Genomic DNA, 23,870 nt, shown 5'->3' with positions numbered 1-23,870 from the left:
AAATGAAAAACATCAATATATATATAACCCTGGGTCTATTAATGCTAACCATTATAAGTATTACAGCAAGCTATTTAATAAACCAGCGGGAGGCGGTGGATGATCTGGTTTTGGAGATAAGCCGAGAGGGTGATTTGAACCAAAAAATAGACCTATCAACTGTACGATATAAACGAATTAAGATTACAGATCGAAATGGTCATTACAATACGGTGGAAATAAAAGACGGACAAGCTAGGGTTAAAGAAGCCGACTGTCCAAATCAGATTTGCGTAAAAACAGGTTGGCTGAGTAGGCCTGGTCAAACTTCGTTTTGTGCGCCAAACCGGTTAATGATTACAATAAAAGGTCAAAAAAAACAAGTTGACACCATTACAAATTAAAAAGGAGTGGCCCATTGTGAAGGTATTTTCTGTTTTCGGGGTTTCCCAATCCGGCAAAACCACGACCGTGGAAGGGATCATCAGAGAACTGATGCGGAGAGGTTACCGGGTGGGGTCAATTAAAAATATTCATTTTCAAGGTTTTGCCATAGATACCCCGGGCACTAATACCTGGCGGCACAGGCAGGCCGGTGCGGAAATGGTAGTTGCCAGGGGATTAAGAGAGACAGATGTGCTTATTCCCCGTCAGCTTAGCATTGAAGAAATATTAACTTTTTTTGACCAGGATTATGTAGTTATCGAAGGAATTTCCGATACGTTGATTCCTAAAATTCTCTGTGCCGGGGATGAAGCTGAGGTTGAGGAAGGTTTAAATGATTTGGTTTTTGCCATATCCGGCCGTATATCAAATAGATTATCAAATTATAATGATATACCCGTTATAAATGCTCTCTCGGATGTTGAAAGACTAGTTGATTTAATTGAAGATAAAATGACGAGTTGCTTACCATTTATACATGAAGTGAAGCAATGCCATGCCTGCGGTGTTAGCTGCCGCGACCTGGCTTCTCGAATATTACGTGGCAAAGCCACAGGTACAGAATGTTTAGCTAAAAATGAGGTAGTTATTGATGTTGGTGGGCAGGAATTGTCAGTAGATTATCTACGGCAAATGCACATCAAAAACACGTTAATAAAAGTTTTAGCTAATCTGGATAGCTATGACGGGGACAAAGAATTTTTTATAGAAATAAGGAAGAGAAATAATGGAATGGAAGTTTAAGCTGGAAAAATATTTAAATGTTAAGCTCTTGAACTATCACCATAAAAAAAGCTTCCGAAATAACGTCTACCTGGTTGAGGTTATTAACCAGGATAACCTAAAAATGAAATTTATAGTTAAGAAATATGAAAAGCCAAAGGCAGGGAACGAGGCTTTTATTATTAATAGTCTTAGAAACTGGGGGCTTTTAGTTCCGCAAATTATTTGGAATGATAATAATATAATTATTATGGAATATATTGATGGAATTCTGTTAACAGACCTGTTGAGCGATACAAATATTAACCACCAGGATTGGGTTAATCATCTTGCCAGGTGGTTATATCAGTTGCACGGTACTATAAGACATGCAGATAGCAATTGTCTGTGTAAATCTGACTTAAACCTGCGAAATTTTGTCTTCACCGGTGAAAATAATTTCTATGGTTTGGATTTTGAAGAAGTATGTTATCATCCTCCGGAAAGGGATTTAGGAGGCCTCTGTGCTTTTATATTAAATAATGACCCAATGTTTACACAGTGGAAATTTAGAATTTGTTCTTTATTAGTTGAGAACTATAGTAAATTAAATGCCAATACAAACAATTATCAGCTGGATTATCAGGCCATACAATACTATTTAATAGAAGAGATGAAGGCTGCTGCAGAAAGAAGGGAAAAGCAACGTCCTTATCTACTTGCTAAAATTGAGGAATTAGGCGGAGAATTAAATATATTCAACTCGAGTAAGTAGTGCTGCAGCAATTTTCCGTGGCGCTACTTTATTTCATTAAGTTCGGATTTTAGGTATGTTGTATCGTGTTATATAGCAATAGTATGATTCTAACGGTACGAGTATATTGCGTGCAGGCACTGGTTTTGTTAAAATTGTCATAGTTCTAAAGAGTGTCAATAGAAACAAGAGGGGGAACAGCCCGGTGATACTGGTATTTGATGTAGGTAATACAAATATTGTGTTGGGTGTTTTTAAGGAGCAAGAATTGGTGGAACACTGGCGGCTGTCTACCGCTCCCCACCGCACGTCTGATGAGTTTGGTGTGTTGTTGAGGGAACTATTTCAATCGTCCACAGTGTCCATGACTGATATCAAGGGTACGATATTATCTTCAGTGGTGCCTACGGTTAACCCGACGCTGGAAAGGACTTGCCAGAAATGCTTTGGCTTAACCCCCTATACGGTGGGCCCGGGTACAAAAACTGGTATGCCCATTAAATATGATAACCCGCGTGAAGTAGGTGCCGACCGTATTGTTAATGCTGTGGCCGGGTACGAACAGTACGGTGGTCCTTTGATTATTGTGGATTTCGGTACTGCTACAACATTTTGTGTAGTATCGGATAAAGGAGAATATTTAGGTGGGGCTATTGCTCCGGGAATTGGCATATCCACTGAGGCGTTGTTTGCCCGGGCGGCTAAACTGCCCCGGGTAGAACTGCACAAACCACCTTCAATTATAGGTAAAAACACTGTAAATAGTATGCAATCGGGTATAATTTACGGTTTTGTGGGACAAGTAAACGAAATTGTCCGCCGAATGAAAATGGAAATTGGTGGCGATCCTTTTGTTGTTGCTACTGGTGGTTTGGCTGAATTGATTGCTGTTGAAACTTCTATTATTGACCGGGTAGATAAATTTATTACATTAAATGGCTTGCGGATTATTTATGAGCGGAACCAAAAAATGTCCGGAACCTAATTAAGAACATTACCTTCACAAATTTTCTTAATCAAGCTAGCCGCAGACGCTGGAGGTATTTTCGGCCCTTTAAAGGATGAAGAATATTTGTACAAACTACCAATGTCTGAACAATCAAACAAAACTTGCTTTTCAATAGGCCATTTGGTGTTAGCCAATCCTGTGGTGGCGGCTCCCATGGCGGGGGTAACTGATCGAGCCTTTCGGATGTTGGCTGCTGAACATGGCTGTGGCCTGGTTTACACTGAAATGATTAGTGACCAGGCTCTTATTTACGGTAACCCGAAGACTAATTTGTTATTAAACTTGAGCGGTGAAACGGGACCTATTTGTGTGCAGATTTTCGGTAGCCAGGTGGAGTATATGGTTCGTGCGGCTGAAATTGTAGCAGATCGAGGGGCTGATATTATTGATATCAACATGGGATGTCCTACGCCTAAAATAGTAAGAAACGGTGAAGGTGCGTCACTTATGCGCCATCCTGAGCTGGCGGCGCGTATTGTGGAGGCGATAGTAAACCGGGTAGATTGCCCGGTAACGGTAAAGATGCGCAAAGGTTGGGACGATACGTCGGTCAATGCGGTGGAACTGGCTCGCTTGGTGGTGCAGGCCGGGGCAGCGGCGGTAGCGGTGCACGGACGTACCAGGGAGCAGTTTTATAGTGGTGAGGCGGACTGGGGGATAATAAGACAGGTATGTGAAGCTGTAAGCGTGCCGGTAATAGGTAACGGGGATGTACGTACACCTGAGGATGCTGAGCGTATGCTTAAGGAAACAGGCTGCCATGCTGTGATGATTGGCCGGGCAGCTGCGGGTAATCCCTGGCTATTCAGTAGCACTGTTCACTACTTAGCAACCGGCGAGCTGCTGCCCTGCCCCACGCTACAAATGCGGCAAGAAACTGCTATACGACACTATAAGTTACTGGTTGAAACCAAGGGTGAGGACGTGGCTAACCGAGAGATGCGCAAGCATCTAGCTTGGTATATAAAGGGTTTGCGCGGTGCAGCTGGCCTGCGGGCTCGGATTAATTACGGTTGCAGTTATAAATTTTACACAGAGGATTTTTGGGAATTGCTTTCACCAGAGCGAAATACTGATTTCCCAGTAGCAGATCTAAAGAGTTTTCAATAACCGGTGGTATTAAGCCGGTTTATTTTTATTTAAGGCCTATTGAAGGTGGGGATAGTTTTAACTGACGAAATAAATACTGCTGCCTCATGCTCCATCTGTACCGGAAAGTGTTTGTTCCGTAGGTTCCTACAAGTCTTGACAAAAAATAATGACATACTTATAATATTATGGATGAACAGTGAGAACTGGGGCACTGCATTTTTTTTTTGCAGTGCCTTAAATCATGAGTAGCAGGATTTGCTAAAATCATGTTTTATATTTCCTTGATTTTTATGAAATATTAGAGGGAAATAACATATATAGAATTATAAAACCTATTTTAAGGAGAAGGAATTAAATGAGCGATAAGGAAGTTATTCTTACTATAGAAGGTCTAAAAAAGTTAGAAGTAGAGTTGGAACAGTTAAAATCGGTGAGCCGACGTGAGGTAGCCCTGAGGATAAAGCAAGCCATTGAGTTTGGCGATATTAGTGAAAACTCGGAATACGAAGACGCTAAAAATGAGCAGGCCTTTATTGAGGGACGTATCCTCATGCTGGAAAAAATGCTGCGCAATGCTAAAATTATTGATGATGAGAACTTGGGCACTGAGGTGGTGTCCATTGGATCTACGGTGCTTTTACGTGACATTGAGTTTGATGAGGAATTTCAATGCACTATCGTTGGTTCTGCAGAAGCCGACCCTGAGGAGAATAAAATATCTAATGAGTCACCGGTGGGGAAATCTATACTGGGTAAATCAAAGGGTGAAACCGTGGAGGTTATTGTACCGGCAGGTGCCTTAAAGTATAAAATAGTAGATATTATTAAGTAGTTCTAGTACATCGGAGGTTAGTACATAAAATGTCCAGTAAGCGTTCAAAAAAGGGTGATTACGTATCACGACCCGAAATTGAGGATGTTAATGATTTGATACGGGTACGGCTTGCCAAGTTAGCTGAATTTAAGGAGCAAGGCCTAGATCCATATGGGGGTAAATTCGAGCGTAGCCACATGGCCAGGGAAATACTGAACAATTTTGAGGAGTTTGAAGACCGGCGGGTTACTCTGGCAGGTCGATTAATGGCCAAAAGAGGACATGGCAAAGCTAGTTTTGCTAATATACAGGATAGTACGGGCCAAATTCAAATTTATGTACGGTTAAATGACGTTGGCGAGCAGGTCTATGAATTGTATACCAAGCTGGATATTGGCGATATCATTGGCGTGGTTGGCAAAGTATTTAGAACTCACATGGGTGAAATTACCTTGGCTGTGGAGGCTCTAAGCTTGCTAAGCAAGTCTTTGCGTCCCCTGCCTGAAAAATGGCATGGTTTACGGGATGTAGAGCTGCGCTACCGGCAGCGATATGTGGATTTGATTGTCAACCCCGACGTCAAGGAATCTTTTATTAAACGCAGCCGGATTATAAAAGCTATCCGTGGATACTTGGATCAGCGGGGTTTCTTGGAAGTGGAAACACCCATGATGCATTCTATCGCCGGTGGAGCAGTAGCCCGGCCTTTTATTACCTACCATAATACATTAGATATGAACTTGTTTTTGCGTATTGCGCCGGAGCTTTACTTGAAAAGGTTGCTGGTAGGTGGTTTTGACCGAGTATATGAAATTAACCGTAGTTTTCGCAATGAAGGCATTAGCACTAAACACAATCCTGAGTTTACCATGTTGGAAATTTACCAGGCATATGCTGACTATAACGACATGATGGATTTGGCTGAAGATCTTATTTCTACAGTAGCCGAGCAGGTGTTGGAAACTAGTGTGGTGCTTTATGGCGATACTGATATAAATCTGGCCAAGCCCTGGAACCGGGTACCAATGCTGGAAGCGGTTAAAAAATACAGTGGGGTGGATTTTGAAACACTGGGCAGTGATGATGAAGCTTATGTGGCTGTACAGCATTTACCCGTTGAAGTGGAGCGGGGTGACTCATGGGGCACCATTTTAAATAAGGTGTTTGAGGAAATGGTTGAGCCAAATTTAATCCAGCCCACGTTTATCTACGATTATCCGGTGGATATATCGCCTTTGGCTAAGAAAAAGAAAGATAGGCCTGATCTTACTTACCGGTTTGAATTATTTATTTACGGGCGTGAAATGGCAAATGCATTTTCTGAATTAAATGACCCGCTGGATCAAAAGGAACGCTTCTTAAACCAGTTGGAAAAAAGAAAAGCTGGTGATGATGAAGCACATATGATGGATGAAGACTATGTTAATGCGCTGGAGTATGGAATGCCTCCTGCAGGGGGCTTAGGTATCGGTATTGACCGGTTGGTGATGCTTTTGACAAATGCGGCATCCATCAGGGATGTTATCCTATTCCCACTGATGAAACCAAGGGAGAGTTAGCAGCTAATTAGGAACAATTTGTTTGTTGACACATTAAGACCCTTATGATAATATTTAAAACCGAGGCGGCAATTAATAGATAATGAATAGACGACAACTAATTGGGGCTTGTAGCTCAGCCGGTTAGAGCGCACGCCTGATAAGCGTGAGGTCGGTGGTTCGAGTCCACCCAGGCCCACCAATTAATGTTGTTACTGTTATGGCCGTAAAACAATAAGATTTTACGGATAAATGCTTGCTTAATTGCTTTGAATGTGATAATATTTAAAATCGTAAGGCATTTAATTCGGATCACGCAAGAAATAGAATGACGTCCCAAGCGGGGGTGTAGCTCAGTTGGGAGAGCACCTGCCTTGCAAGCAGGGGGTCACCGGTTCGAGTCCGGTCATCTCCACCAACCATTCCTCGATAGCTCAACGGTAGAGCATCCGGCTGTTAACCGGAGGGTTGCTGGTTCGAATCCAGCTCGGGGAGCCAATATGAAGGAACTCCAGATTAAAAAATCCGGGGTTCCTTTTTATGTATCTGGTTAGCATGAGTGATTAACTGCACCATAAGCTGACTGATATTTGAAAATTTACAAAAAAATTAAATAATGCATTAAGACAATAATTTTAGAAAAACAATAATATATTAAGAAAAATTAAGATATACTGATGTTAATATATTTTCCGGTCTTTTTTGATTGTTGAAAATTCATCATGGTTTAGTGGTATACTATAGTTAAGGTAAGTTAAAGTCAAAATCAAAGTTATGTGTTTGGTGTTCGAAATGGGGTGCGGAGCTTAAGTTCATCTTTAGGGTAGCTAGGAGGTATGTTGTTGTATGTCCAGCCTGTCTAACATAATTGAGCAATATTTAAACAAACTGATCCAGCAGAGCGGAGAAAAATTTGTTGAAATACAGCGCAACGAACTGGCTGAAAAATTTGATTGCGCCCCTTCCCAGATTAATTATGTTTTATCCACCAGGTTTACTATTGAAAAAGGTTATGTTGTTGAAAGCCGCCGGGGTGGCGGGGGGTTTGTGCGGATCGTCAAGGTACCGCTGGATGCCGGGGAACTAGATATGGCAAGCGAAGTAATTAACCTGGTGGGTGAGCGTATCTCCGAGCGTGGTGCTAATGCTATTTTATCTCGTCTGCTGGAAGAAGACATTATTACCTCGCGGGAAGATGCTATTATCAAAGCATGTCTTGCCCGCAATGTATTACGTATTGGTTTGCCCGCCAGAGATCAGCTGCGCTCAAATATTCTAAAAGCTGTATTAATGGTTATATTTAAATATTACAAATAACTTTTGAGGGGGGTACTGAATGCTCTGTGAAAAATGTCATGAAAGGCCGGCCACCGTGCATTATACTGAAATTGTCAATGGCCATAAAGCCATTACACATTTGTGTGAAGTTTGTGCCGGTCAGGTGCAGACCGGGGAATTTGGTTTTATACCCCAAATAAATCTGCCAAAAATTCTTGCCAGTTTACTAAGCCAGTCACCATCTAAGCAATCATTTGTCACTCAAACCCGGCAGGAAACAAGTTGTCCTAAATGTGGCACTACGGAAAGTTTATTTACTCAAAAGGGATTATTGGGATGCGGTGACTGCTATAGGCATTTTGAGGAGCGTTTGGGACCTCTAATGCGAAGAATACATGGTTCAAGCAGTCATGCTGGCAAGGTGCCCGAGCGTACCGGCGGGCGGGCCAAGGTAATTAAACAAATAAAAGAAATGAAAGAAAATCTCAAGCAAGCTGTGGCACGAGAGGAATTCGAACAGGCAGCTCAGTTGCGTGATGAAATCAGGGAATTGGAGCAGCGTCTGTCCGGAGGTGAGAACAATGAGCATTAAGGAAACCATTAACAGTGCCAAAAGCGGTTGGATGGCCGGTGGTGGACCTGAAGGAGATATATTGCTGAGCAGTAGGGTCAGAGTAGCCCGCAACTTAAAAGGATATGCTTTTCCCCATTTACTAGAGTTAGAAAAGGCTGAACAAGTAATATATGCAGTGCAATTAGCCTTGGAAAACCAGGTGCTCAAAGATCAGGCTAACGAGCTGGAAATAACCCGAATGTCTGAATTGAGCCCTTTGGAGAGACAGATACTAGTAGAGAAACATTTAATTAGCCCGAACCTTTTAACGGAATATCAGAAAAAGGCTCTAGCTCTCCGGGATGATGAAGTAATTAGTATTATGATCAATGAAGAAGATCATTTGCGTATACAATGTTTGTTACCGGGATTGCAATTGGAGAAGGCCTGGACATTGGTAAATCAAATTGATGATGCTTTGGAACATACACTTGATTATGCCTTTTCCGAAGATTTTGGCTATCTTACCGCTTGTCCCACCAATGTTGGTACGGGCATGCGGGCATCAGTGATGTTGCATCTGCCTGGATTGGTTATGGTTGACCAGGTTGGTGCTGTCCTGGCGACTATTTCTAAGCTTGGATTTACGGTACGGGGATTATACGGTGAGGGCACCGAAGCGCTGGGCAATTTGTTTCAGCTTAGTAATCAGGTAACCTTGGGACATTCTGAGGAAGAAATTATAAACAGTTTAAATTCGGTCACCCGCCAGATCCTGACGCAGGAGCGGCAAGCTCGGAAAGCTTTACTGCACCAGCGCAAGGATCAGCTTGAAGATAAAGTGGGGCGTTCCTATGGGCTATTGAAATATGCCCATATGATATCGTCCGAGGAAGCCATGCGCCGGTTATCTGATGTTCGACTTGGTGTTGAATTACAGCTAATTACTGGCCCAACGTCAGAGCAACTGACGGAATTAATGGTCATGACCCGTTCGTCGTATCTTATGCATCAGCGGGAGGGTAAATTGAATTCCATGCAGTTGGACGTTTTAAGAGCCCGGACTATTAGCACTAAGTTAAATCAGGGAGGTTGAGCAAAATGTCATTTGGTAAATTTACACAGAGGTCGCAAAAAGTGCTTATACTAGCCCAGGAAGAGGCCAAACGGTTTAGGCGTCCGTATGTGGGCACAGAACATATATTATTAGGGTTAATCGGTGAAGGTGAAGGGGTAGCAGCTAAAGCTCTGGCTATTTTAGGCGTTCAGTCTGAGCAGGTGCGTGCTATGGTAGAACAGGCTATGGGTAAGGGGGAAGAGGTGCCCAGGGAGTTGACGCTTACCTCCCGGGTAAAAAGGGTATTGGAACTTTCCACTGAAGAGGCCCGTCGCATGGGTACCAATTACGTGGGTACCGAGCACCTGCTGTTGGGTCTGATACAGGAAGAAGAAGGTGTAGCTGCGCAGGTGCTGGCTGCTTTGGGTGTGAACCAGGACAAGGTTCGGCAGGTTGTAATGCAATTGTTAGGTGGTGCCGGGGGGGGGAGTCCCCAGAAACAGCAGTCTCAACCCGGTTGTGCAGGAGGGAGCTGCGGCACTAAAACAGCTACATTGGATCAGTTTGGTCGTGACTTAACAGGCATGTCTCGTGAAGATAAACTGGATCCCGTGGTTGGTCGAGACAACGAAATAGAGCGGGTAATTCAAATTTTAAGCCGTCGTACTAAAAACAACCCTGTACTCATCGGCGACCCGGGAGTTGGCAAAACTGCTGTTGTTGAAGGCTTGGCCCAACGCATTGTGGCTGGAAATGTTCCTGAGATACTGCTAAAAAAGCGCCTGGTAACCTTGGACCTGGCTTCACTGGTGGCTGGCACTAAGTACCGAGGAGAGTTTGAGGACCGGTTGAAAAAAGTGGTAGACGAAATTACTCAGGAGAAGGATGTAATAGTATTTATTGATGAGTTGCATACAATCATTGGTGCTGGTGCAGCTGAAGGCGCCATTGATGCGGCAAATATATTAAAACCGGCCCTTGCCAGAGGGGAGTTACAGTGTATTGGTGCTACAACATTAGACGAATACCGCAAACATATTGAGCAAGATTCTGCCCTGGAACGCCGTTTCCAACCAATTATAGTTGAGGAACCCAGTGTTGAGGAAACGGTACAGATTTTAACGGGTCTGCGGGATAAATACGAGGCACACCATCGGGTGCGGATCAGTGATGAGGCCTTAAAGGCGGCAGCCAGGCTAAGTGATCGCTATATTACCGACCGTTTTTTACCCGATAAGGCTATTGATTTAATGGATGAGGCAGGCTCTCGGGTGCGTTTGCAGGCTCTTACTACACCTCCGGAAGTAAAAGAGCTGGAACAACGCATAGAGGAAGCGCGTAAGGAAAAGGAAGCTGCCGTAAACAATCAGGAATTTGAAAAAGCAGCCCAATTGCGGGATGAGGAAAGCAAACTAAAAGAGGAATTGGCTAGCAAGCGCAGTAGTTGGCAGCAGCAAAAGGGTGGTAAGGAGCTAGAAGTGACTGAGGAGGACATTGCTCAGATTGTGGCCAGTTGGACTGGTATACCAGTTCGCAAACTGGCGGAGGAGGAATCTGACCGGCTGCTGCATTTGGAAGAAATACTACACCAGCGGGTTATTGGCCAGGACGAAGCTGTTATTGCTGTGTCCAGAGCTATCCGCCGGGCTCAGGCTGGGCTTAAGGATCCTAAACGACCAATTGGCTCATTTATCTTTCTGGGACCCACTGGGGTGGGTAAAACAGAGTTGGCGCGCGCGCTGGCTGAAGCGATGTTCGGTGATGAAGATGCAATGGTGCGGATAGACATGAGTGAGTATATGGAAAAGTTTGCTGTAAGCAGGCTAGTTGGTGCTCCTCCCGGCTATGTGGGGTACGACGAGGGTGGGCAGCTTACTGATGCGGTACGTCGTAAGCCTTATTCTGTGGTGTTGCTGGACGAGATTGAAAAGGCTCATCCGGATGTGTTTAATATATTACTGCAAGTTCTTGAAGATGGTCGTCTCACAGATGCCAAGGGACACACGGTAGATTTCCGTAACGCTATAATCATAATGACCTCCAATGTAGGGGTAGGCCTGATTAAGCGGGAAACTATCCTTGGCTTTAAAACAGATGAGGGAACAACAAGTAAAAGCTATGAGAATATGAAGAAAAAGGTCATAGATGATTTGCACCGTGCCTTTAGGCCGGAATTTTTAAACCGGATAGATGACATCATTGTCTTTCATGCGTTAGGTCAGGAGCATATTAAAGAAATTGTCGGCTTAATGGTGCAGGAAGTAGCTAAGCGGTTGGCTGAAAATGAAATTGAAATTGAAGTCACTGAGGCAGCTGGTGAATATCTGGCTCGAGAAGGATTTAGTGAGGAATATGGTGCAAGACCGCTGCGTCGGGCTATTCAGAAGGAAATTGAAGACCGCCTATCGGAGGAATTGCTGCAAGGCACTATTAAGCGTGGAGATCGTGTGTTTGTAGATCGAGAAGCTGACGGTGGGTTGGTTGTAGTCAAAAGGTAATGGCTTTTTTACCGCATAATAGATTATCAAAGGGTAAAGGAATGCTCAATATTCTTTTACCCTTTTTTTTCAAACGACTATACTAACTGGTCTTGATTGTACTTACAATTTTCGCTATATATGGTATAATAACAAGATAATTTTTTAGGAGAATGGCTGTGTCTACCAAAAAAACCGGTTATTATTGTCAAGAGTGCGGTCATTTTACACCTCGCTGGCTGGGTCGCTGTACTGGTTGTGGTGGCTGGAATACTTACGTTGAGGAGTATGTTGCGCCCGCGCGTAACCGCCAGGTGATAGAACACCAGGTAACGCCTAGACCTCTGATTGAGGTTACGTCGTTAGACTGTGAGCGCCGTTCTACTGGTATGGCTGAATTTAATCGTGTGCTGGGTGGTGGTGTAGTACCTGGCTCACTAATTTTATTGGGTGGCGATCCTGGTATAGGCAAATCTACTTTGCTTTTACAGGTAGCCGGTACGATTAGTTCGGATAGGCAGCGGGTGCTTTATGTATCGGGGGAAGAGTCGCCTCACCAGATAAAACTGAGGGCTGACCGGCTTGGGATAAGCAATAGCGATTTATACATATACCCCCAAACTAATCTGGAGGCAGTGGAAGAGCAGATAGCAAAGATAAATCCTATGCTGGTAGTGGTGGATTCAATACAGACCATGTATTTTTCCGATATTGCATCTGCCCCCGGCAGTGTGAGTCAAGTGCGTGGATGTACAGCCAGGCTAATGCAGTTAGCCAAAAAACAATCAGTATCCATTTTTGTTGTGGGCCATGTGACCAAGGAGGGTGCGATTGCAGGTCCCCGGGTTATGGAGCATATGGTCGATGTGGTATTATACTTCGAGGGGGAGCGCCATCAAACCTTTAGAATACTGCGCGGAGTTAAAAATCGTTTTGGTTCTATCAATGAAATCGGCATATTTGAAATGTCTAATTGTGGCCTGCAGGAGGTGGCCAATCCTTCTGCCTTTTTTTTAATGGATCATGTCTACAGGAACGTGGCGGGGACAGTGGTTGTTCCGACGCTGGAAGGAACCCGCCCGCTGCTGGTCGAGATTCAGGCTTTAGTTTGTCCGACCTCTTTTGGAACCCCAAGACGTATGACTGCTGGTGTAGACCATAACCGGGTTGCCCTTATTACGGCGGTGCTAGAAAAACGCCTGGGTCTAATGTTAGGTAACTGTGATGCTTATGTTAACGTAGTGGGTGGTGTGCGCATAGATGAACCCGCAGCTGATTTAGGTATTGCTATGGCGCTGGCGTCAAGTTTTCGGGAACGGCCCCTTGATGTGCACATGGCAGTAATTGGTGAACTGGGATTAACCGGTGAAATCAGGCCGGTTACAGCACTGGATAAGAGAATTCGTGAAGCTACTCAGCTGGGTTTTGAGCGTTGCATAGTGCCCCGGCAAAAGGGGTTACCTGAAACAGGTGAGCTAGAACTAAAACAAGCGGCTACCCTGGCCGATGCATTTGACTTAGCTTTTTTAGGTAAGTAAAATTTTAAATAAACCGGGGCTTTAGAGGGGGAGAAAATTGGAAGACACTTTACTTAAAGTGCTGCGGATGGTTGCGCCGGGTACGCCGCTGCGAGATGGAATGGAAAATATTTTACGGGCTGAGACCGGGGGGTTGCTGGTTATTAGTGACAGTCCTGAGATAATGGAGCTAGCGGAGGATGGTTTTGCTATTAATGCCAACTTTACGCCGGCTAATCTTTATGAATTGGCTAAAATGGATGGAGCTATCATTATAAGTGAAGATGTAAAAAAAATTATTGCGGCTAATACTCAATTAATCCCCAATCTAAGTATCCCATCCAGTGAAACAGGTATACGTCACCGCACAGCAGAGCGAGTGGCTAAACAAACAGGTGCCCTGGTAATTTCTATATCCCAGCGGCGCAGTGTAATTACAATTTACAAGGGTAATATCAAATATGTTTTACAGGAACCGGGAGTTATTATTAACAAAGCCAATCAGGCTTTGCAGACTCTAGAAAAATACCGCCATGTATTACACCGGGTTGTGGTTAATTTAAGCAAGTTGGAATTTGAAGAAGCTGTTACATTGTTTGATGTTGCTAAGGCTATTCAAAGAACAGAAATGGTTTTACGGGTGGATAAGGAAATAAAACGTTATATTAGTGAGCTAGGTACTGAGGGACGCTTAATTACCATGCAACTTGAGGAACTAATTGCCAATGTTGAGGATGAGGGACGTTTAATTATTCAAGATTATGCTACTTTAAGCGGGGAAAAATCACCGGAAAGTGTGCTGGAGATGATCGGTAGTTGGCCTGCTGAGGATTTACTGGATTTAACCTTGGTGGCTCGTGCATTGGGTTACCCGGGCAGTGCCAGCATACTGGACCAGAGTGTAGTACCGCGTGGTTATCGCATTTTAGAAAAGATTCCTCGGTTGCCTCTTCAGGTGGTAGAAAACCTGGTTCGGGAATTTGGCTCGTTGCGGAAAGTGCTTAGAGCCACCATTGAAGAGCTAGATGCGGTGGAGGGTATTGGTGAGGTCAGGGCTCGTTCCATCAAGGAAGGGTTACTGAGGTATCGAGATCAGCTTACCCAGGAGCGTTACGTATAACGTTATTGAAGGCGTGGCTCAAGGTCATGCCTTCAATGTCATGCCGGCCAATCACATGTGTTTAGGCTAAATTGAACAATCCTAGTGCTTTGAGCTTTTTTTGTTCCTTGATTAAAATATCATACATATTCAAATCAAGCAAATTGCACATAGCTGCTAGGTAAAAGAGGGTTTGCCCCATCTCTAATTCTAGAGTTTCCCGACAGCTATCACACAGCTTGCCTTCGAGATGTGATTCCAGTAAGTTTTTTAATTCCTCCAGTGATGTTTCAGGTGGAATTTTCTTTTTTGCAGCGTTAATTTTAAGACACCCGCAACTGGTTACCGATTTAATAATAGTGCGATTCATTCTGGCGTTGGTTTCTTGTGATTTAGCCAGCAAGTCCAAAATGCTCCTGTTGCAGAGCAGTATTTCAGAAACCGTATGTTGAAATTCATCATATATTATATCCTTAAGCAAACGGTTTCACCCCTTTATTATTTTAAAACATTTTAAAACCATGCAGTAATTATAACGGTGAGCTGCTTATCCTGTCAAACCAGTGAATCTAAAAAAATATTGTTGACACAATGTTGGTGCTGTGCTAAAATATTATATTTCCTTGACAATGCCTTAATTTTGTGGTATATTATTTTATGAATATGGTAAGGAGGTCCGGGAATTTGTTTAAAATTGGAGATAAAGTTGTTTATCCTATGCACGGTGCCGGGATTATTGAAGCCATCGAGGAGAAAGAAGTTCTCGGGGAAACTAGACAATACTATATCCTAAGGTTGCCGGTTGGTGATATGAAAGTAATGATACCCATTTCCAACTGTGAGGATGTGGGCTTGCGTCAAGTAATTGATAATGACGGGGTGCAGAGGGTATTTCACATTTTGCGCGAACAATCTACTAGTATGTCAGACAATTGGAACAGGCGTTATCGAGCCAACTTGGAGAAAATAAAGAGCGGTAATATTTATGAGGTTGCGGAAGTAGTCAGAAACCTGGTAAAGCGGGATAAAGAAAAAGGCCTTTCTTCAGGTGAACGAAAGATGTTGGAAAATGCACGACAAATACTGATTAGTGAATTAGTGTTGGCTACTGAATTAGGTGAGGATAAGACGAAGTCCATGCTTGAGGGAGTTTTTGCATAATACGTCAGGCAACTGGCGTATTTTTATTTAACGGAAAAAATATCCAAAAAGGTTGAAACGAAGCTTTAAATCATTCATAATAATATATAATACCTGTGTAAATAATATTTGACCAGTAGGGAGGTGATATAAGCATGGTCAGAAAGTTAGTATTTACACTTGTGGTGCTATTGTTCTCCGCTAGCGGTAGTTATTTAGGACGATACCTAGCGGAGTTGGATTTATTGCCCCTTACTGATACTATGAAGTTTGGCGTTATCGGGTTGGGTGCTCTGATTGGTCTGGTGTTAGGCATTTTATTAACGCCCTGGCTGATCCGGTTTTCGATATGGCTGACGGCATTGCTTGAGCAAATGCTCAGTAAAACGCCGGTGCAGGACTTGGTCATGGGATCAGTCGGACTTATTATTGGACTTATAATAGCTAATTTATTAGGTTCTGTTTTTTCATTTATGGGATTTCCCGGTGAAATTATTTGGATTGCGATAACTTTATTACTTGGTTATCTTGGAATGACGATAAGTGTTAAAAAGCGTGAAGAAATAATGAGTTTTTTTAGTAATATTCCACGTTTAGGTGGAAGTAAGGAAAAAGCTGCTATGGAAGCCAAGCATGCTGAAATGCAAAAGATTCTTGATACCAGCGTAATTATTGATGGTCGGATAGCCGATTTATCAGCCAGTGGTTTTATTGAAGGAACCTTAGTGGTACCTGGTTTTGTGTTGGAGGAGCTGCGTCATATAGCGGATTCATCAGATCTGCTCAAGCGTAATCGGGGACGCCGGGGGTTGGATATTTTAAATGAATTACGCAAGGATTCAACTGTTAAAGTTGTGATTTATGATAACAACAAAGGTATTGACGATGCCCTGGAAGTAGACACCAAACTGGTTAAGTTGGCCCAAAAATTGGGGGCCAAGATAATGACTAATGATTTTAATTTAAATAAGGTGGCAGAGTTGCATGGCGTTAAAGTATTAAACATTAATGAGTTGGCAAACGCTGTCAAGCCTATTGTGCTGCCAGGCGAGGAAATGGTGGTGCAAGTTGTTAAAGAAGGTAAAGAGTCGGGGCAGGGTGTGGCTTACCTGGATGACGGCACGATGATTGTGGTAGACGGTGGCAAGTTGTATATGCACCAAACTATTACGGTATTAGTCACAAGTGTACTGCAAACAGCGGCTGGGCGTATGATATTTGCCAAGTTTAAAACAGACCGGCGGGGTGATACCAAGCAGCAAGTCCATAATTATGAAGAGGTGAAAATGCTTGGGTAGCATTTACGCGCTGGTGGCTGCAGCCGGCCGGAGTACCCGTATGGGTGTAGATGTGAATAAACAATTGCTTGAGCTTGCCGGGCGGCCGGTGGTGGTTCATGCGTTGCAGGCTTTGGCGGCAGTACCGTTGGACGGGATAATACTTGTAGTAGCGCCGGGTGAAAAAGAAAATTTCCATCAAGTATTGAACAAATTTATGCAAGGCACGCAAATTAAAGTCATTTCAGGCGGGGACAGTCGCAGAGATTCGGTTATGCTTGGTTTGCGGGCTTTGCCTTCCACAGCTGAGCTGGTAGTGGTGCATGACGGCGCGCGTCCGTTAATTAAGCCTGAAAGAATTCGGGAAACGATTCGCCAGGCCAGGCATTGGGGGGCTGCTACGCTGGCAGTTCCAGCTAAAGATACCATAAAGGTAGCTGGGGAAGAAGGTCTGGTACGGGAAACCCTGCTGCGAGACAAGTTGTGGCAGGTGCAAACCCCCCAGGTGTTTAAGTACCAACTGCTGGTCGAAGCACACCGGGTAGCTGCAGTTGATGGTTATTCCGTCACGGATGATGCTTCTTTGGTGGAGAGATTGGATCATCCTGTTAAACTGGTACGAGGCGATTACACAAACATAAAAATTACTACCCCTGAAGACATGGTGTTGGCCAGGGCTTTGTTGCGTGAAGCCTGACCCCATGGGAGGTTGCGAAATGAGGGTGGGTATTGGATATGATGTGCATAGTCTGGTTGTGGGCAGACCATTGATTTTGGGCGGGGTTGAAGTTCCTTATCATATGGGGCTGCTAGGACATTCAGACGCTGATGTTCTGGTGCACGCTGTAATAGATGCTTTGCTGGGTGCTGCCTGCTGTGGGGATATCGGCGAACATTTCCCAGATAATGATCCACAGTACAGTGGTGTTTCTAGTTTGATGCTATTGAAGAAGGTGAGTGCTTATCTTAACAACAGGTTATGGCGATTAGGAAATTTAGATGCTGTGGTTATCGCTCAGGCTCCAAGGATTGCCCCTTATAAAGAACAAATGCGTATTAATATTGCCCGGGAAATGGGCGTGACTCCAGAATTAATTAGCGTTAAGGCGACCACTACGGAAGGGTTGGGGTTTGCTGGGCGGGGTGAGGGTATTGCTGCCCAGGCGATCGTCTGTATTTATCAAGACAATAATTGTTAATGAAGCCATAAACCGTATCCCGGCACATTTAAGGGGTACGGTTTAATTATATGCCCAACCCTGGCAAATTAATGCAATAAGTTGCTAGTAAATGCTACGCAGTGCTATAATTAGGTGTCGAAAAAGCATACAATAATATGGAGTAATATCATTAAGCCAAGCTTAAGCTTGTTTTTGAATAGCCCGTTTGATATCTAAGAAAGGAACGGTAATGATTGAATTATGCGTATTTATAATACCATGACTAGAAAGAAGGAAGAATTCATACCACGAGAGCAGGGCAAAGTGTCCATATATGTTTGTGGGCCAACAACCTATAATTACATCCATTTGGGTAATGCCCGGCCGTTAGTGTTTTTTGACACGGTACGACGTTATTTTAAATATCGAGGGTTCAATGTTTTATATGTTCAAAACTTCACAGATATTGATGACAAAATAATTACCCGGGCCAGGGAAGAAGGTGATGAGCCTCTGGCTTTGGCTGAACGTTATATTGGTGAATATTTTAAGGATGCCGATGCTTTAAATGTATTGCGGGCGGATGTTCACCCCAAAGTCTCCGGTCATATCACAGAGATCATTGAGTTAATTAAAACATTGCTGGACAAAGGTTATGCTTATGTGGTGGACGGTGACGTCTACTATAATGTGCGACAATTTACAGGTTACGGCAAGTTGTCCGGTCGAACTTTAGAGGATATGCAGGCTGGAGCTCGGGTTGAGGTTGATGTGCGTAAAATAGACCCAATGGACTTTGCATTGTGGAAATCCGCCAAGCCTAGCGAACCGGCCTGGGAAAGCCCCTGGGGTAAGGGCAGGCCTGGCTGGCATATTGAATGCTCTGCCATGGCGCTTAAATATTTGGGCTTAAACTTTGATATACACGGCGGAGGGTTTGACTTGATTTTTCCCCATCATGAAAATGAGATTGCCCAGACCGAAGCGGCCACCGGTCAGTCTTTTGCCCGCTACTGGATGCATAATGGATTTATAACTATTAACCAGGAAAAAATGAGCAAATCATTGGGCAACTTTTTTTTAGTGCGTGATATTTTGAGCAAGTTTACATCCGAAGTGGTACGCTTTTACCTGTTAGGGACACATTACCGTAGTCCTTTAGATTTTGACGATGAAAAACTAACATCTGCCCAAAGAGGGCTTGAACGCATAAAAACCAGCATGCGTTTACTTGATGAGGCTTTAGCAGGTCGCGAAGTTGACGACGAGGCAAGACCTGATCCTTTGCTGGTTACCCGTTTGGAGAAGATACACATCGAGTTTGATAAGGCTATGGAGGATGATTTTAATACAGCTCTGGCCATAGGACTGATGTTTGATTTGGCCCGGGAAGTGAACAGCTACTTGCAAAGGAACGATTATCCTAACCTTGCGGAAAGAATGGCGGCATTACAGAAAGCCCGGCAGATGTTTGCTCAGTATAACAGTGTGCTGGGGATATTTAAAACCAATGCCGCCGGGGATACTTTGTTGGATAACCAAGAAACAGGAGATGAGGGTCTGGTACAGAATTTACTTGATTTGCTCATCGAAATCAGACAAAAAGCACGCCAAAAAAAAGACTGGCCTACTGCCGACCACCTACGTGACCGGTTGAGGGAGTTGGGTATAGCATTGGAGGATACTCCTGACGGTGTGCGTTGGAAAAGACTGAGTTAGCTTATGTTTGGAAAAAATCTCGTCAAAACTAACCCCCGGGAGGTATCCTCTCTAGTTTTAGCCTATATTGGTGATGCGGTCTACGAATTGGCGGTGCGGGAGTATCTGGTGGAACAGGGTATCACTAATGTTAATAAATTACACATAGAGGCGGTACGGCATGTGCGTGCATCTACCCAGGCCAAGATTTTCCGTGCCCTAGAGGGTCATCTCAACAAAGATGAGGAAGCTGTTGCCCGTCGCGGTCGTAATGCTAAACCCGCTCACGCACCGAGAGGGGAAAGTGTTATTGAATACCGGCATAGCACCGGTTTCGAAAGCTTAGTCGGTTACCTGTATTTACAGCGGGATTGGCTCCGGTTGGAAAAAATATTAAGCTTGGCCAGGGATGTTATTAAACAGGAGTTGGAGCCGGGTATGGAAAGTTAACCCGGCATACAAATCTAAAATTAGAAAATAAATTTCGGGGGAACACTGTTATGGGGAGAACGGAGTTGCGGGTGGAATTGCTGCACCATACTCATTGTCCTGAACAGTTGGTGGCTTTGGCAGCTAAGCTTTGTTATTCATCCGCAGATATTGGGGAACTGAAAAAAGGTGTAACCGAACGTGATCAATCTCATTTTATACGCAAATTGGCTGATATGGGACACCTAACACCTGTTGAGCATGCTAGCTTTACTTTTGGTGTTGAGGGCATATCCAGAAGTTTATTAGCGCAGATAACCAGGCACCGTATTGCTAGCTTTAGTGTCAAATCCCAGCGGTATGTTAGTGAGGATAGTGCCGCTAAAGAAGATGGCGTGTTTAATTATATTATACCTCCGCGCATAGCTGACTTAGGTGCTGCTGAGGTGCAAGAATATGCCCGGCAGATGGCTCAAATACAACAGTGGTATGATAACTGGCTGGAAAAACTGGCCGACTACGGAGATGCGGCTCGGGAAGATGCCCGGTTTATTTTGCCCAATGCAGCTGAAACGAAGCTTGTGGTTACTATGAACGCCAGGGAATTGATGCATTTTTTTGCCCTGCGCTGTTGTAATCGGGCACAGTGGGAAATTCGTGCACTGGCCACCGAAATGCTTCGCCTGGTTCGGCGGGAGTCTCCGGAGTTATTTCGGAATGCCGGCCCGGGCTGTCTAACAGGACCATGTCCAGAAGGTGCGATGTGCTGTGGCGAACAGGTTAAGGTGCGCGAAATGTTTCGGAAACTATAGCTATTGGGTGGGAAAAAACTATGGAACAAATCGTTATTGGACGCAATCCGGTACTTGAAGCGCTACGGGCAGATCGGAACATTAATAAAATATATTTAGCCAGGGGCATGAAAATAGCCGCCACATCGGATATAATCAAACTGGCCAGGGAAAAACAGGTTCCCGTGCACAATGTAGATAGACAATTCTTAGAACACATGGCACCAGGTTCAGTGCACCAGGGCGTGATTGCCCAGGTAGCGCCTTATGCTTATGTCGAGCTTGAGGATATGCTTTATGCCATAAAAGATGAAGACCCCTTGCTTGTGCTGTTGGATGAAGTAACGGATCCGCATAATTTGGGGGCGGTCATACGAACTGCTGATGCGGCGGGAGCTCACGGGGTAATTATACCCAAACGCCGGGCTGCAGCCGTTACCCCGGTGGTGGTTAAATCTTCAGCCGGAGCTGTGGAGTTCGTGCCGGTAGCCCGGGTAGGTAATTTGGTCCGAACCATTGAATTACTTAAAGAACGTGGTATATGGGTAGTGGGTGCGCATCCTGATGCTTCACAGTTGGTTTGGGATGCTCCTTTGTTAGGTCCGCTGGCTATAGTAATCGGTGGTGAAGATAAGGGGTTGGGAAGGCTGGTGCAGGAAAAATGCGATTTGTTAGTTAGACTTCCTATGGCGGGCCGGGTCAATTCACTTAACGTCTCAGTGGCCGCTGCCCTGGTGTTGTTTGATGTGGTACGCCGGAGAAGTAGGGGTTAAGATGAATGAATATATAGTGGTGGATGGTTATAATGTTGTCCATGCTTGGCCTGAGTTGAACGTATTGGCGAACGAAAACCTGGAACATGCTCGGGACAAGCTGGTAGATATCTTAGCCAATTATGCCGGGTTTAGTGGTGACAGGGTAGTGCTGGTTTTTGACGCTCATAGTGTCAAGGGTAATGTGGAAAGATATGAGGAAGTAAATGGTGTGCAAATTTTTTATACCCGTGAAGAGGAGACCGCCGATTCTATGATTGAAAGGCTAGTCGGTGACATTCCAAATGATGGCAACATACGAGTGGTTACTTCCGATTGGGAGGAGCAAAGGGTTATTTTCGGGCGAGGTGCTTATCGCATGACACCAGGAGAACTTTTGACCCGGGTTGGTGATATGAGAAAAGAAAGTCAACAGAGGTTAACGCGAAATGATTATACAGATAGTTACTTGGAAAACCGTTTAGCAGGGCATATTCGTCAAATCTTAGAACAGTGGAGAAGAAAAAAAGAATAGCGTTAATATCGGTAAACAGCTTTTTTGCTTGACGAGCCCTGCGTTGATGATTATAATAAAATCTGTAAACGTGCGTACTAGCTAGTTGATTAAAATAAATATATATATGTTTACCCATGCTAGTCTTGGATTAATAGCGCCTGGATTTTAATAGTTTTACGTGTGGGTTGTTTTTTTCTTTGTGGGCTTCGTTGGGGAGATTATGGCGGGAGGGATATTGTTGAATTTACACGCCCAAATAGATACTTCCAGCGATTTTCAATTAATGATCGACGAAGACATTGTTGAGTTTGCTCGTGATGGTGACGAAGTAGCTCTTGAGTATTTGATCAACAAATATAAAAATTTTGTGCGAGCCAAAGCCCGTTCTTATTTTTTGATCGGTGCGGACCGGGAGGATATTATCCAGGAGGGTATGATCGGTCTATATAAGGCGATTCGTGATTTTAGAATGGACAAGTTGTCGTCTTTTCGTGCTTTTGCCGAGCTATGTATTACACGTCAAATTATAACCGCTATCAAAACTGCTACCAGGCAAAAACATATTCCACTAAATTCATACGTTTCTTTAAATAAACCTATTTACGACGAGGACTCTGACCGTACCTTGCTGGATGTTATATCTGGTTCAAAAATATCCGACCCTGAAGAGCTAATTATTAGCCGGGAAGAATTTGACGATATCGAAGAAAAAATGGGCGAGATATTGAGCTCATTGGAGTGGAAGGTGTTAATGTCTTATTTAGAGGGCAAATCCTACCAAGAAATTGCCGAAGATCTAAAAAGACATGTTAAGTCAATTGACAATGCTTTGCAAAGAGTTAAACGTAAACTAGAGCGTTACCTGGAAAAACGCGAAGCCTAGAAAGTTATTGCATGTTAAAAAAGCCAGATGCTTGTAGCGCTGGCTTTCTCTATTGCTTTATATTTTCGTATTTTAATAACAACAATCTGTTGACAAAGATACATCCTTCGCTTATAATAACTTCTGTCGCTAGTGCCGGCGTAGCTCAATTGGTAGAGCAGCTGACTTGTAATCAGCAGGTTGCGGGTTCGAGTCCCATCGCCGGCTCCATTAATTTTGGAGAGGTTCCCGAGTGGCCAAAGGGAGCAGACTGTAAATCTGTTGGCGACGCCTTCGCAGGTTCGAATCCTGCCCTCTCCACCAACCAAAAACAAATATGTAATAATTGATATTTGAAAAGTCTTTTAAGATGTGATATAGTATTAAATGTTGACGCGGGGTGGAGCAGCTGGCAGCTCGTCGGGCTCATAACCCGAAGGTCGGGGGTTCAAATCCCCCCCCCGCAACCAAATGCCACTATAGCTCAGGAGGTAGAGCGCATCCTTGGTAAGGATGAGGTCACCGGTTCAAATCCGGTTAGTGGCTCCAGTTAAATATGGCGGCGTAGCTCAGTTGGTCAGAGCATGCGGTTCATACCCGCAGTGTCCGGGGTTCAAATCCCTGCGCCGCTACCAAAAAACCAGCTTATATGCTGGTTTTTCTGCATTTTTCATACTCTGTGGTAAATTTTATTATTAATGAAGAAGGATTTATTTGAAAACTATAGAATAAAACTGTTGAATTAGGGCGCTAGTTAATAAAAGTGGTGAATTTGGCAATAATAAATAGATGTTGTAATAATCAGATTACAACAATTAGACTATAAGGCTGGTTTTGGCTGAGTCCTTTAATCATCCCATGGGTTATTGTTGCTGAGTCACACCTTATATAGCTATCTTCTAAATTAAAGATAAAGCAAGGAGGAATAAAA

The 23,870-nt window shown here is 43.9% G+C and carries 24 protein-coding genes and 8 tRNA genes; 31 read left to right on the top strand and 1 reads right to left on the bottom strand.

Annotation, left to right across the window (positions count from 1 at the left end):
* Nucleotides 1-2: 2 nt before the first annotated feature.
* The 16 genes from SPSYN_RS15115 (at nt 3) to disA (ending at nt 14,334) form a co-directional block, all read left to right on the top strand.
* Nucleotides 3-383, top strand: a complete 381-nt coding sequence (locus tag SPSYN_RS15115) for a NusG domain II-containing protein (RefSeq protein ID WP_161823322.1) — start codon at nt 3-5, stop codon at nt 381-383.
* A gap of 16 nt (nt 384-399) precedes the next feature.
* Nucleotides 400-1,167: a molybdopterin-guanine dinucleotide biosynthesis protein B gene (gene mobB, locus SPSYN_RS15110; RefSeq protein WP_161823321.1), complete on the top strand. Its 768-nt coding sequence runs from the start codon at nt 400-402 to the stop codon at nt 1,165-1,167.
* Entirely contained in the window at nt 1,151-1,900 is a 750-nt protein-coding gene (locus SPSYN_RS15105) for an RIO1 family regulatory kinase/ATPase domain-containing protein (RefSeq protein ID WP_161823320.1), read from the top strand. Before mobB ends, SPSYN_RS15105 begins: the two co-directional genes overlap by 17 nt.
* A gap of 184 nt (nt 1,901-2,084) precedes the next feature.
* Nucleotides 2,085-2,864 (top strand): type III pantothenate kinase, encoded by a 780-nt coding sequence (locus SPSYN_RS15100; RefSeq protein ID WP_161823319.1) that lies wholly within the window; start codon nt 2,085-2,087, stop codon nt 2,862-2,864.
* A gap of 102 nt (nt 2,865-2,966) precedes the next feature.
* Complete coding sequence (gene dusB, locus SPSYN_RS15095) at nt 2,967-3,998, top strand: tRNA dihydrouridine synthase DusB (RefSeq protein WP_161823333.1); 1,032 nt, start codon at nt 2,967-2,969, stop codon at nt 3,996-3,998.
* A gap of 337 nt (nt 3,999-4,335) precedes the next feature.
* Nucleotides 4,336-4,812: a transcription elongation factor GreA gene (greA, locus tag SPSYN_RS15090; RefSeq protein ID WP_161823318.1), complete on the top strand. Its 477-nt coding sequence runs from the start codon at nt 4,336-4,338 to the stop codon at nt 4,810-4,812.
* Nucleotides 4,813-4,841: 29 nt separating this feature from the next.
* Nucleotides 4,842-6,353, top strand: a complete 1,512-nt coding sequence (gene lysS, locus SPSYN_RS15085; protein WP_161823317.1) for a lysine--tRNA ligase — start codon at nt 4,842-4,844, stop codon at nt 6,351-6,353.
* A 104-nt stretch (nt 6,354-6,457) separates the two neighbouring features.
* A tRNA-Ile gene (locus SPSYN_RS15080) sits at nt 6,458-6,534 on the top strand.
* 140 nt (nt 6,535-6,674) lie between these two features.
* A tRNA-Ala gene (locus SPSYN_RS15075) sits at nt 6,675-6,750 on the top strand.
* A gap of 5 nt (nt 6,751-6,755) precedes the next feature.
* Nucleotides 6,756-6,830 (top strand) — tRNA-Asn (locus tag SPSYN_RS15070).
* Nucleotides 6,831-7,178: 348 nt separating this feature from the next.
* A complete protein-coding gene (locus SPSYN_RS15065) occupies nt 7,179-7,649 on the top strand; it encodes a CtsR family transcriptional regulator (RefSeq protein ID WP_161823316.1) in 471 nt (156 codons plus the stop codon).
* A 19-nt stretch (nt 7,650-7,668) separates the two neighbouring features.
* Nucleotides 7,669-8,202 carry a UvrB/UvrC motif-containing protein gene (locus tag SPSYN_RS15060; protein WP_161823315.1) on the top strand — a complete coding sequence of 178 codons (534 nt, stop codon included), beginning with the start codon at nt 7,669-7,671 and terminating at the stop codon, nt 8,200-8,202.
* Nucleotides 8,192-9,259 carry a protein arginine kinase gene (locus SPSYN_RS15055; RefSeq protein WP_161823314.1) on the top strand — a complete coding sequence of 356 codons (1,068 nt, stop codon included), beginning with the start codon at nt 8,192-8,194 and terminating at the stop codon, nt 9,257-9,259. Before SPSYN_RS15060 ends, SPSYN_RS15055 begins: the two co-directional genes overlap by 11 nt.
* Nucleotides 9,260-9,264: 5 nt before the next feature.
* Complete coding sequence (locus SPSYN_RS15050) at nt 9,265-11,718, top strand: ATP-dependent Clp protease ATP-binding subunit (protein ID WP_161823313.1); 2,454 nt, start codon at nt 9,265-9,267, stop codon at nt 11,716-11,718.
* Between the two features lie 158 nt (nt 11,719-11,876).
* Complete coding sequence (gene radA, locus SPSYN_RS15045; RefSeq protein ID WP_423828297.1) at nt 11,877-13,235, top strand: DNA repair protein RadA; 1,359 nt, start codon at nt 11,877-11,879, stop codon at nt 13,233-13,235.
* Between the two features lie 37 nt (nt 13,236-13,272).
* A complete protein-coding gene (disA, locus tag SPSYN_RS15040; protein WP_161823311.1) occupies nt 13,273-14,334 on the top strand; it encodes a DNA integrity scanning diadenylate cyclase DisA in 1,062 nt (353 codons plus the stop codon).
* Nucleotides 14,335-14,395: 61 nt separating this feature from the next.
* Here disA and SPSYN_RS15035 read toward each other — a convergent pair whose 3' ends face one another.
* Nucleotides 14,396-14,794: a nucleoside triphosphate pyrophosphohydrolase family protein gene (locus SPSYN_RS15035; protein WP_161823310.1), complete on the bottom strand. Its 399-nt coding sequence runs from the start codon at nt 14,792-14,794 to the stop codon at nt 14,396-14,398.
* A 203-nt stretch (nt 14,795-14,997) separates the two neighbouring features.
* Here SPSYN_RS15035 and SPSYN_RS15030 point away from each other — a divergent pair, with 203 nt between their 5' ends.
* The 15 genes from SPSYN_RS15030 to SPSYN_RS14960 all read left to right on the top strand — a co-directional run bounded on the left by SPSYN_RS15030 (nt 14,998) and on the right by SPSYN_RS14960 (nt 23,574).
* Nucleotides 14,998-15,474: a CarD family transcriptional regulator gene (locus SPSYN_RS15030; protein ID WP_161823309.1), complete on the top strand. Its 477-nt coding sequence runs from the start codon at nt 14,998-15,000 to the stop codon at nt 15,472-15,474.
* A gap of 134 nt (nt 15,475-15,608) precedes the next feature.
* Complete coding sequence (locus SPSYN_RS15025; RefSeq protein WP_161823308.1) at nt 15,609-16,751, top strand: PIN/TRAM domain-containing protein; 1,143 nt, start codon at nt 15,609-15,611, stop codon at nt 16,749-16,751.
* Complete coding sequence (gene ispD / locus SPSYN_RS15020) at nt 16,744-17,427, top strand: 2-C-methyl-D-erythritol 4-phosphate cytidylyltransferase (RefSeq protein WP_161823307.1); 684 nt, start codon at nt 16,744-16,746, stop codon at nt 17,425-17,427. The genes SPSYN_RS15025 and ispD overlap by 8 nt, the downstream gene beginning before the upstream one ends.
* Nucleotides 17,428-17,446: 19 nt before the next feature.
* On the top strand, nt 17,447-17,929 hold the full coding sequence (gene ispF, locus SPSYN_RS15015; RefSeq protein WP_161823306.1) for a 2-C-methyl-D-erythritol 2,4-cyclodiphosphate synthase: 483 nt from the start codon (nt 17,447-17,449) through the stop codon (nt 17,927-17,929).
* 222 nt (nt 17,930-18,151) lie between these two features.
* Nucleotides 18,152-19,609, top strand: a complete 1,458-nt coding sequence (cysS, locus tag SPSYN_RS15010; protein ID WP_161823305.1) for a cysteine--tRNA ligase — start codon at nt 18,152-18,154, stop codon at nt 19,607-19,609.
* A gap of 3 nt (nt 19,610-19,612) precedes the next feature.
* On the top strand, nt 19,613-20,038 hold the full coding sequence (locus SPSYN_RS15005; RefSeq protein ID WP_161823304.1) for a Mini-ribonuclease 3: 426 nt from the start codon (nt 19,613-19,615) through the stop codon (nt 20,036-20,038).
* Between the two features lie 50 nt (nt 20,039-20,088).
* On the top strand, nt 20,089-20,829 hold the full coding sequence (thyX, locus tag SPSYN_RS15000; RefSeq protein WP_161823303.1) for an FAD-dependent thymidylate synthase: 741 nt from the start codon (nt 20,089-20,091) through the stop codon (nt 20,827-20,829).
* 20 nt (nt 20,830-20,849) lie between these two features.
* Nucleotides 20,850-21,581 carry a 23S rRNA (guanosine(2251)-2'-O)-methyltransferase RlmB gene (rlmB, locus tag SPSYN_RS14995; RefSeq protein WP_161823302.1) on the top strand — a complete coding sequence of 244 codons (732 nt, stop codon included), beginning with the start codon at nt 20,850-20,852 and terminating at the stop codon, nt 21,579-21,581.
* Complete coding sequence (locus tag SPSYN_RS14990; RefSeq protein WP_341478896.1) at nt 21,553-22,095, top strand: NYN domain-containing protein; 543 nt, start codon at nt 21,553-21,555, stop codon at nt 22,093-22,095. Before rlmB ends, SPSYN_RS14990 begins: the two co-directional genes overlap by 29 nt.
* A 202-nt stretch (nt 22,096-22,297) precedes the next feature.
* Nucleotides 22,298-22,960 (top strand): RNA polymerase sporulation sigma factor SigH, encoded by a 663-nt coding sequence (gene sigH / locus SPSYN_RS14985; RefSeq protein WP_423828298.1) that lies wholly within the window; start codon nt 22,298-22,300, stop codon nt 22,958-22,960.
* 134 nt (nt 22,961-23,094) lie between these two features.
* Nucleotides 23,095-23,170 (top strand) — tRNA-Thr (locus SPSYN_RS14980).
* Between the two features lie 8 nt (nt 23,171-23,178).
* Nucleotides 23,179-23,263, top strand: a tRNA-Tyr gene (locus SPSYN_RS14975).
* A 70-nt stretch (nt 23,264-23,333) separates the two neighbouring features.
* A tRNA-Met gene (locus SPSYN_RS14970) sits at nt 23,334-23,409 on the top strand.
* A gap of 3 nt (nt 23,410-23,412) precedes the next feature.
* Nucleotides 23,413-23,488 (top strand) — tRNA-Thr (locus tag SPSYN_RS14965).
* Nucleotides 23,489-23,497: 9 nt separating this feature from the next.
* Nucleotides 23,498-23,574 (top strand) — tRNA-Met (locus tag SPSYN_RS14960).
* The last annotated feature ends 296 nt before the right edge of the window (nt 23,575-23,870 follow it).

The organism is Sporotomaculum syntrophicum, from assembly GCF_009932395.1.
Lineage (GTDB): Bacteria > Bacillota > Desulfotomaculia > Desulfotomaculales > Desulfallaceae > Sporotomaculum > Sporotomaculum syntrophicum.
This window is presented reverse-complemented; position numbering and strand designations above follow the sequence as displayed.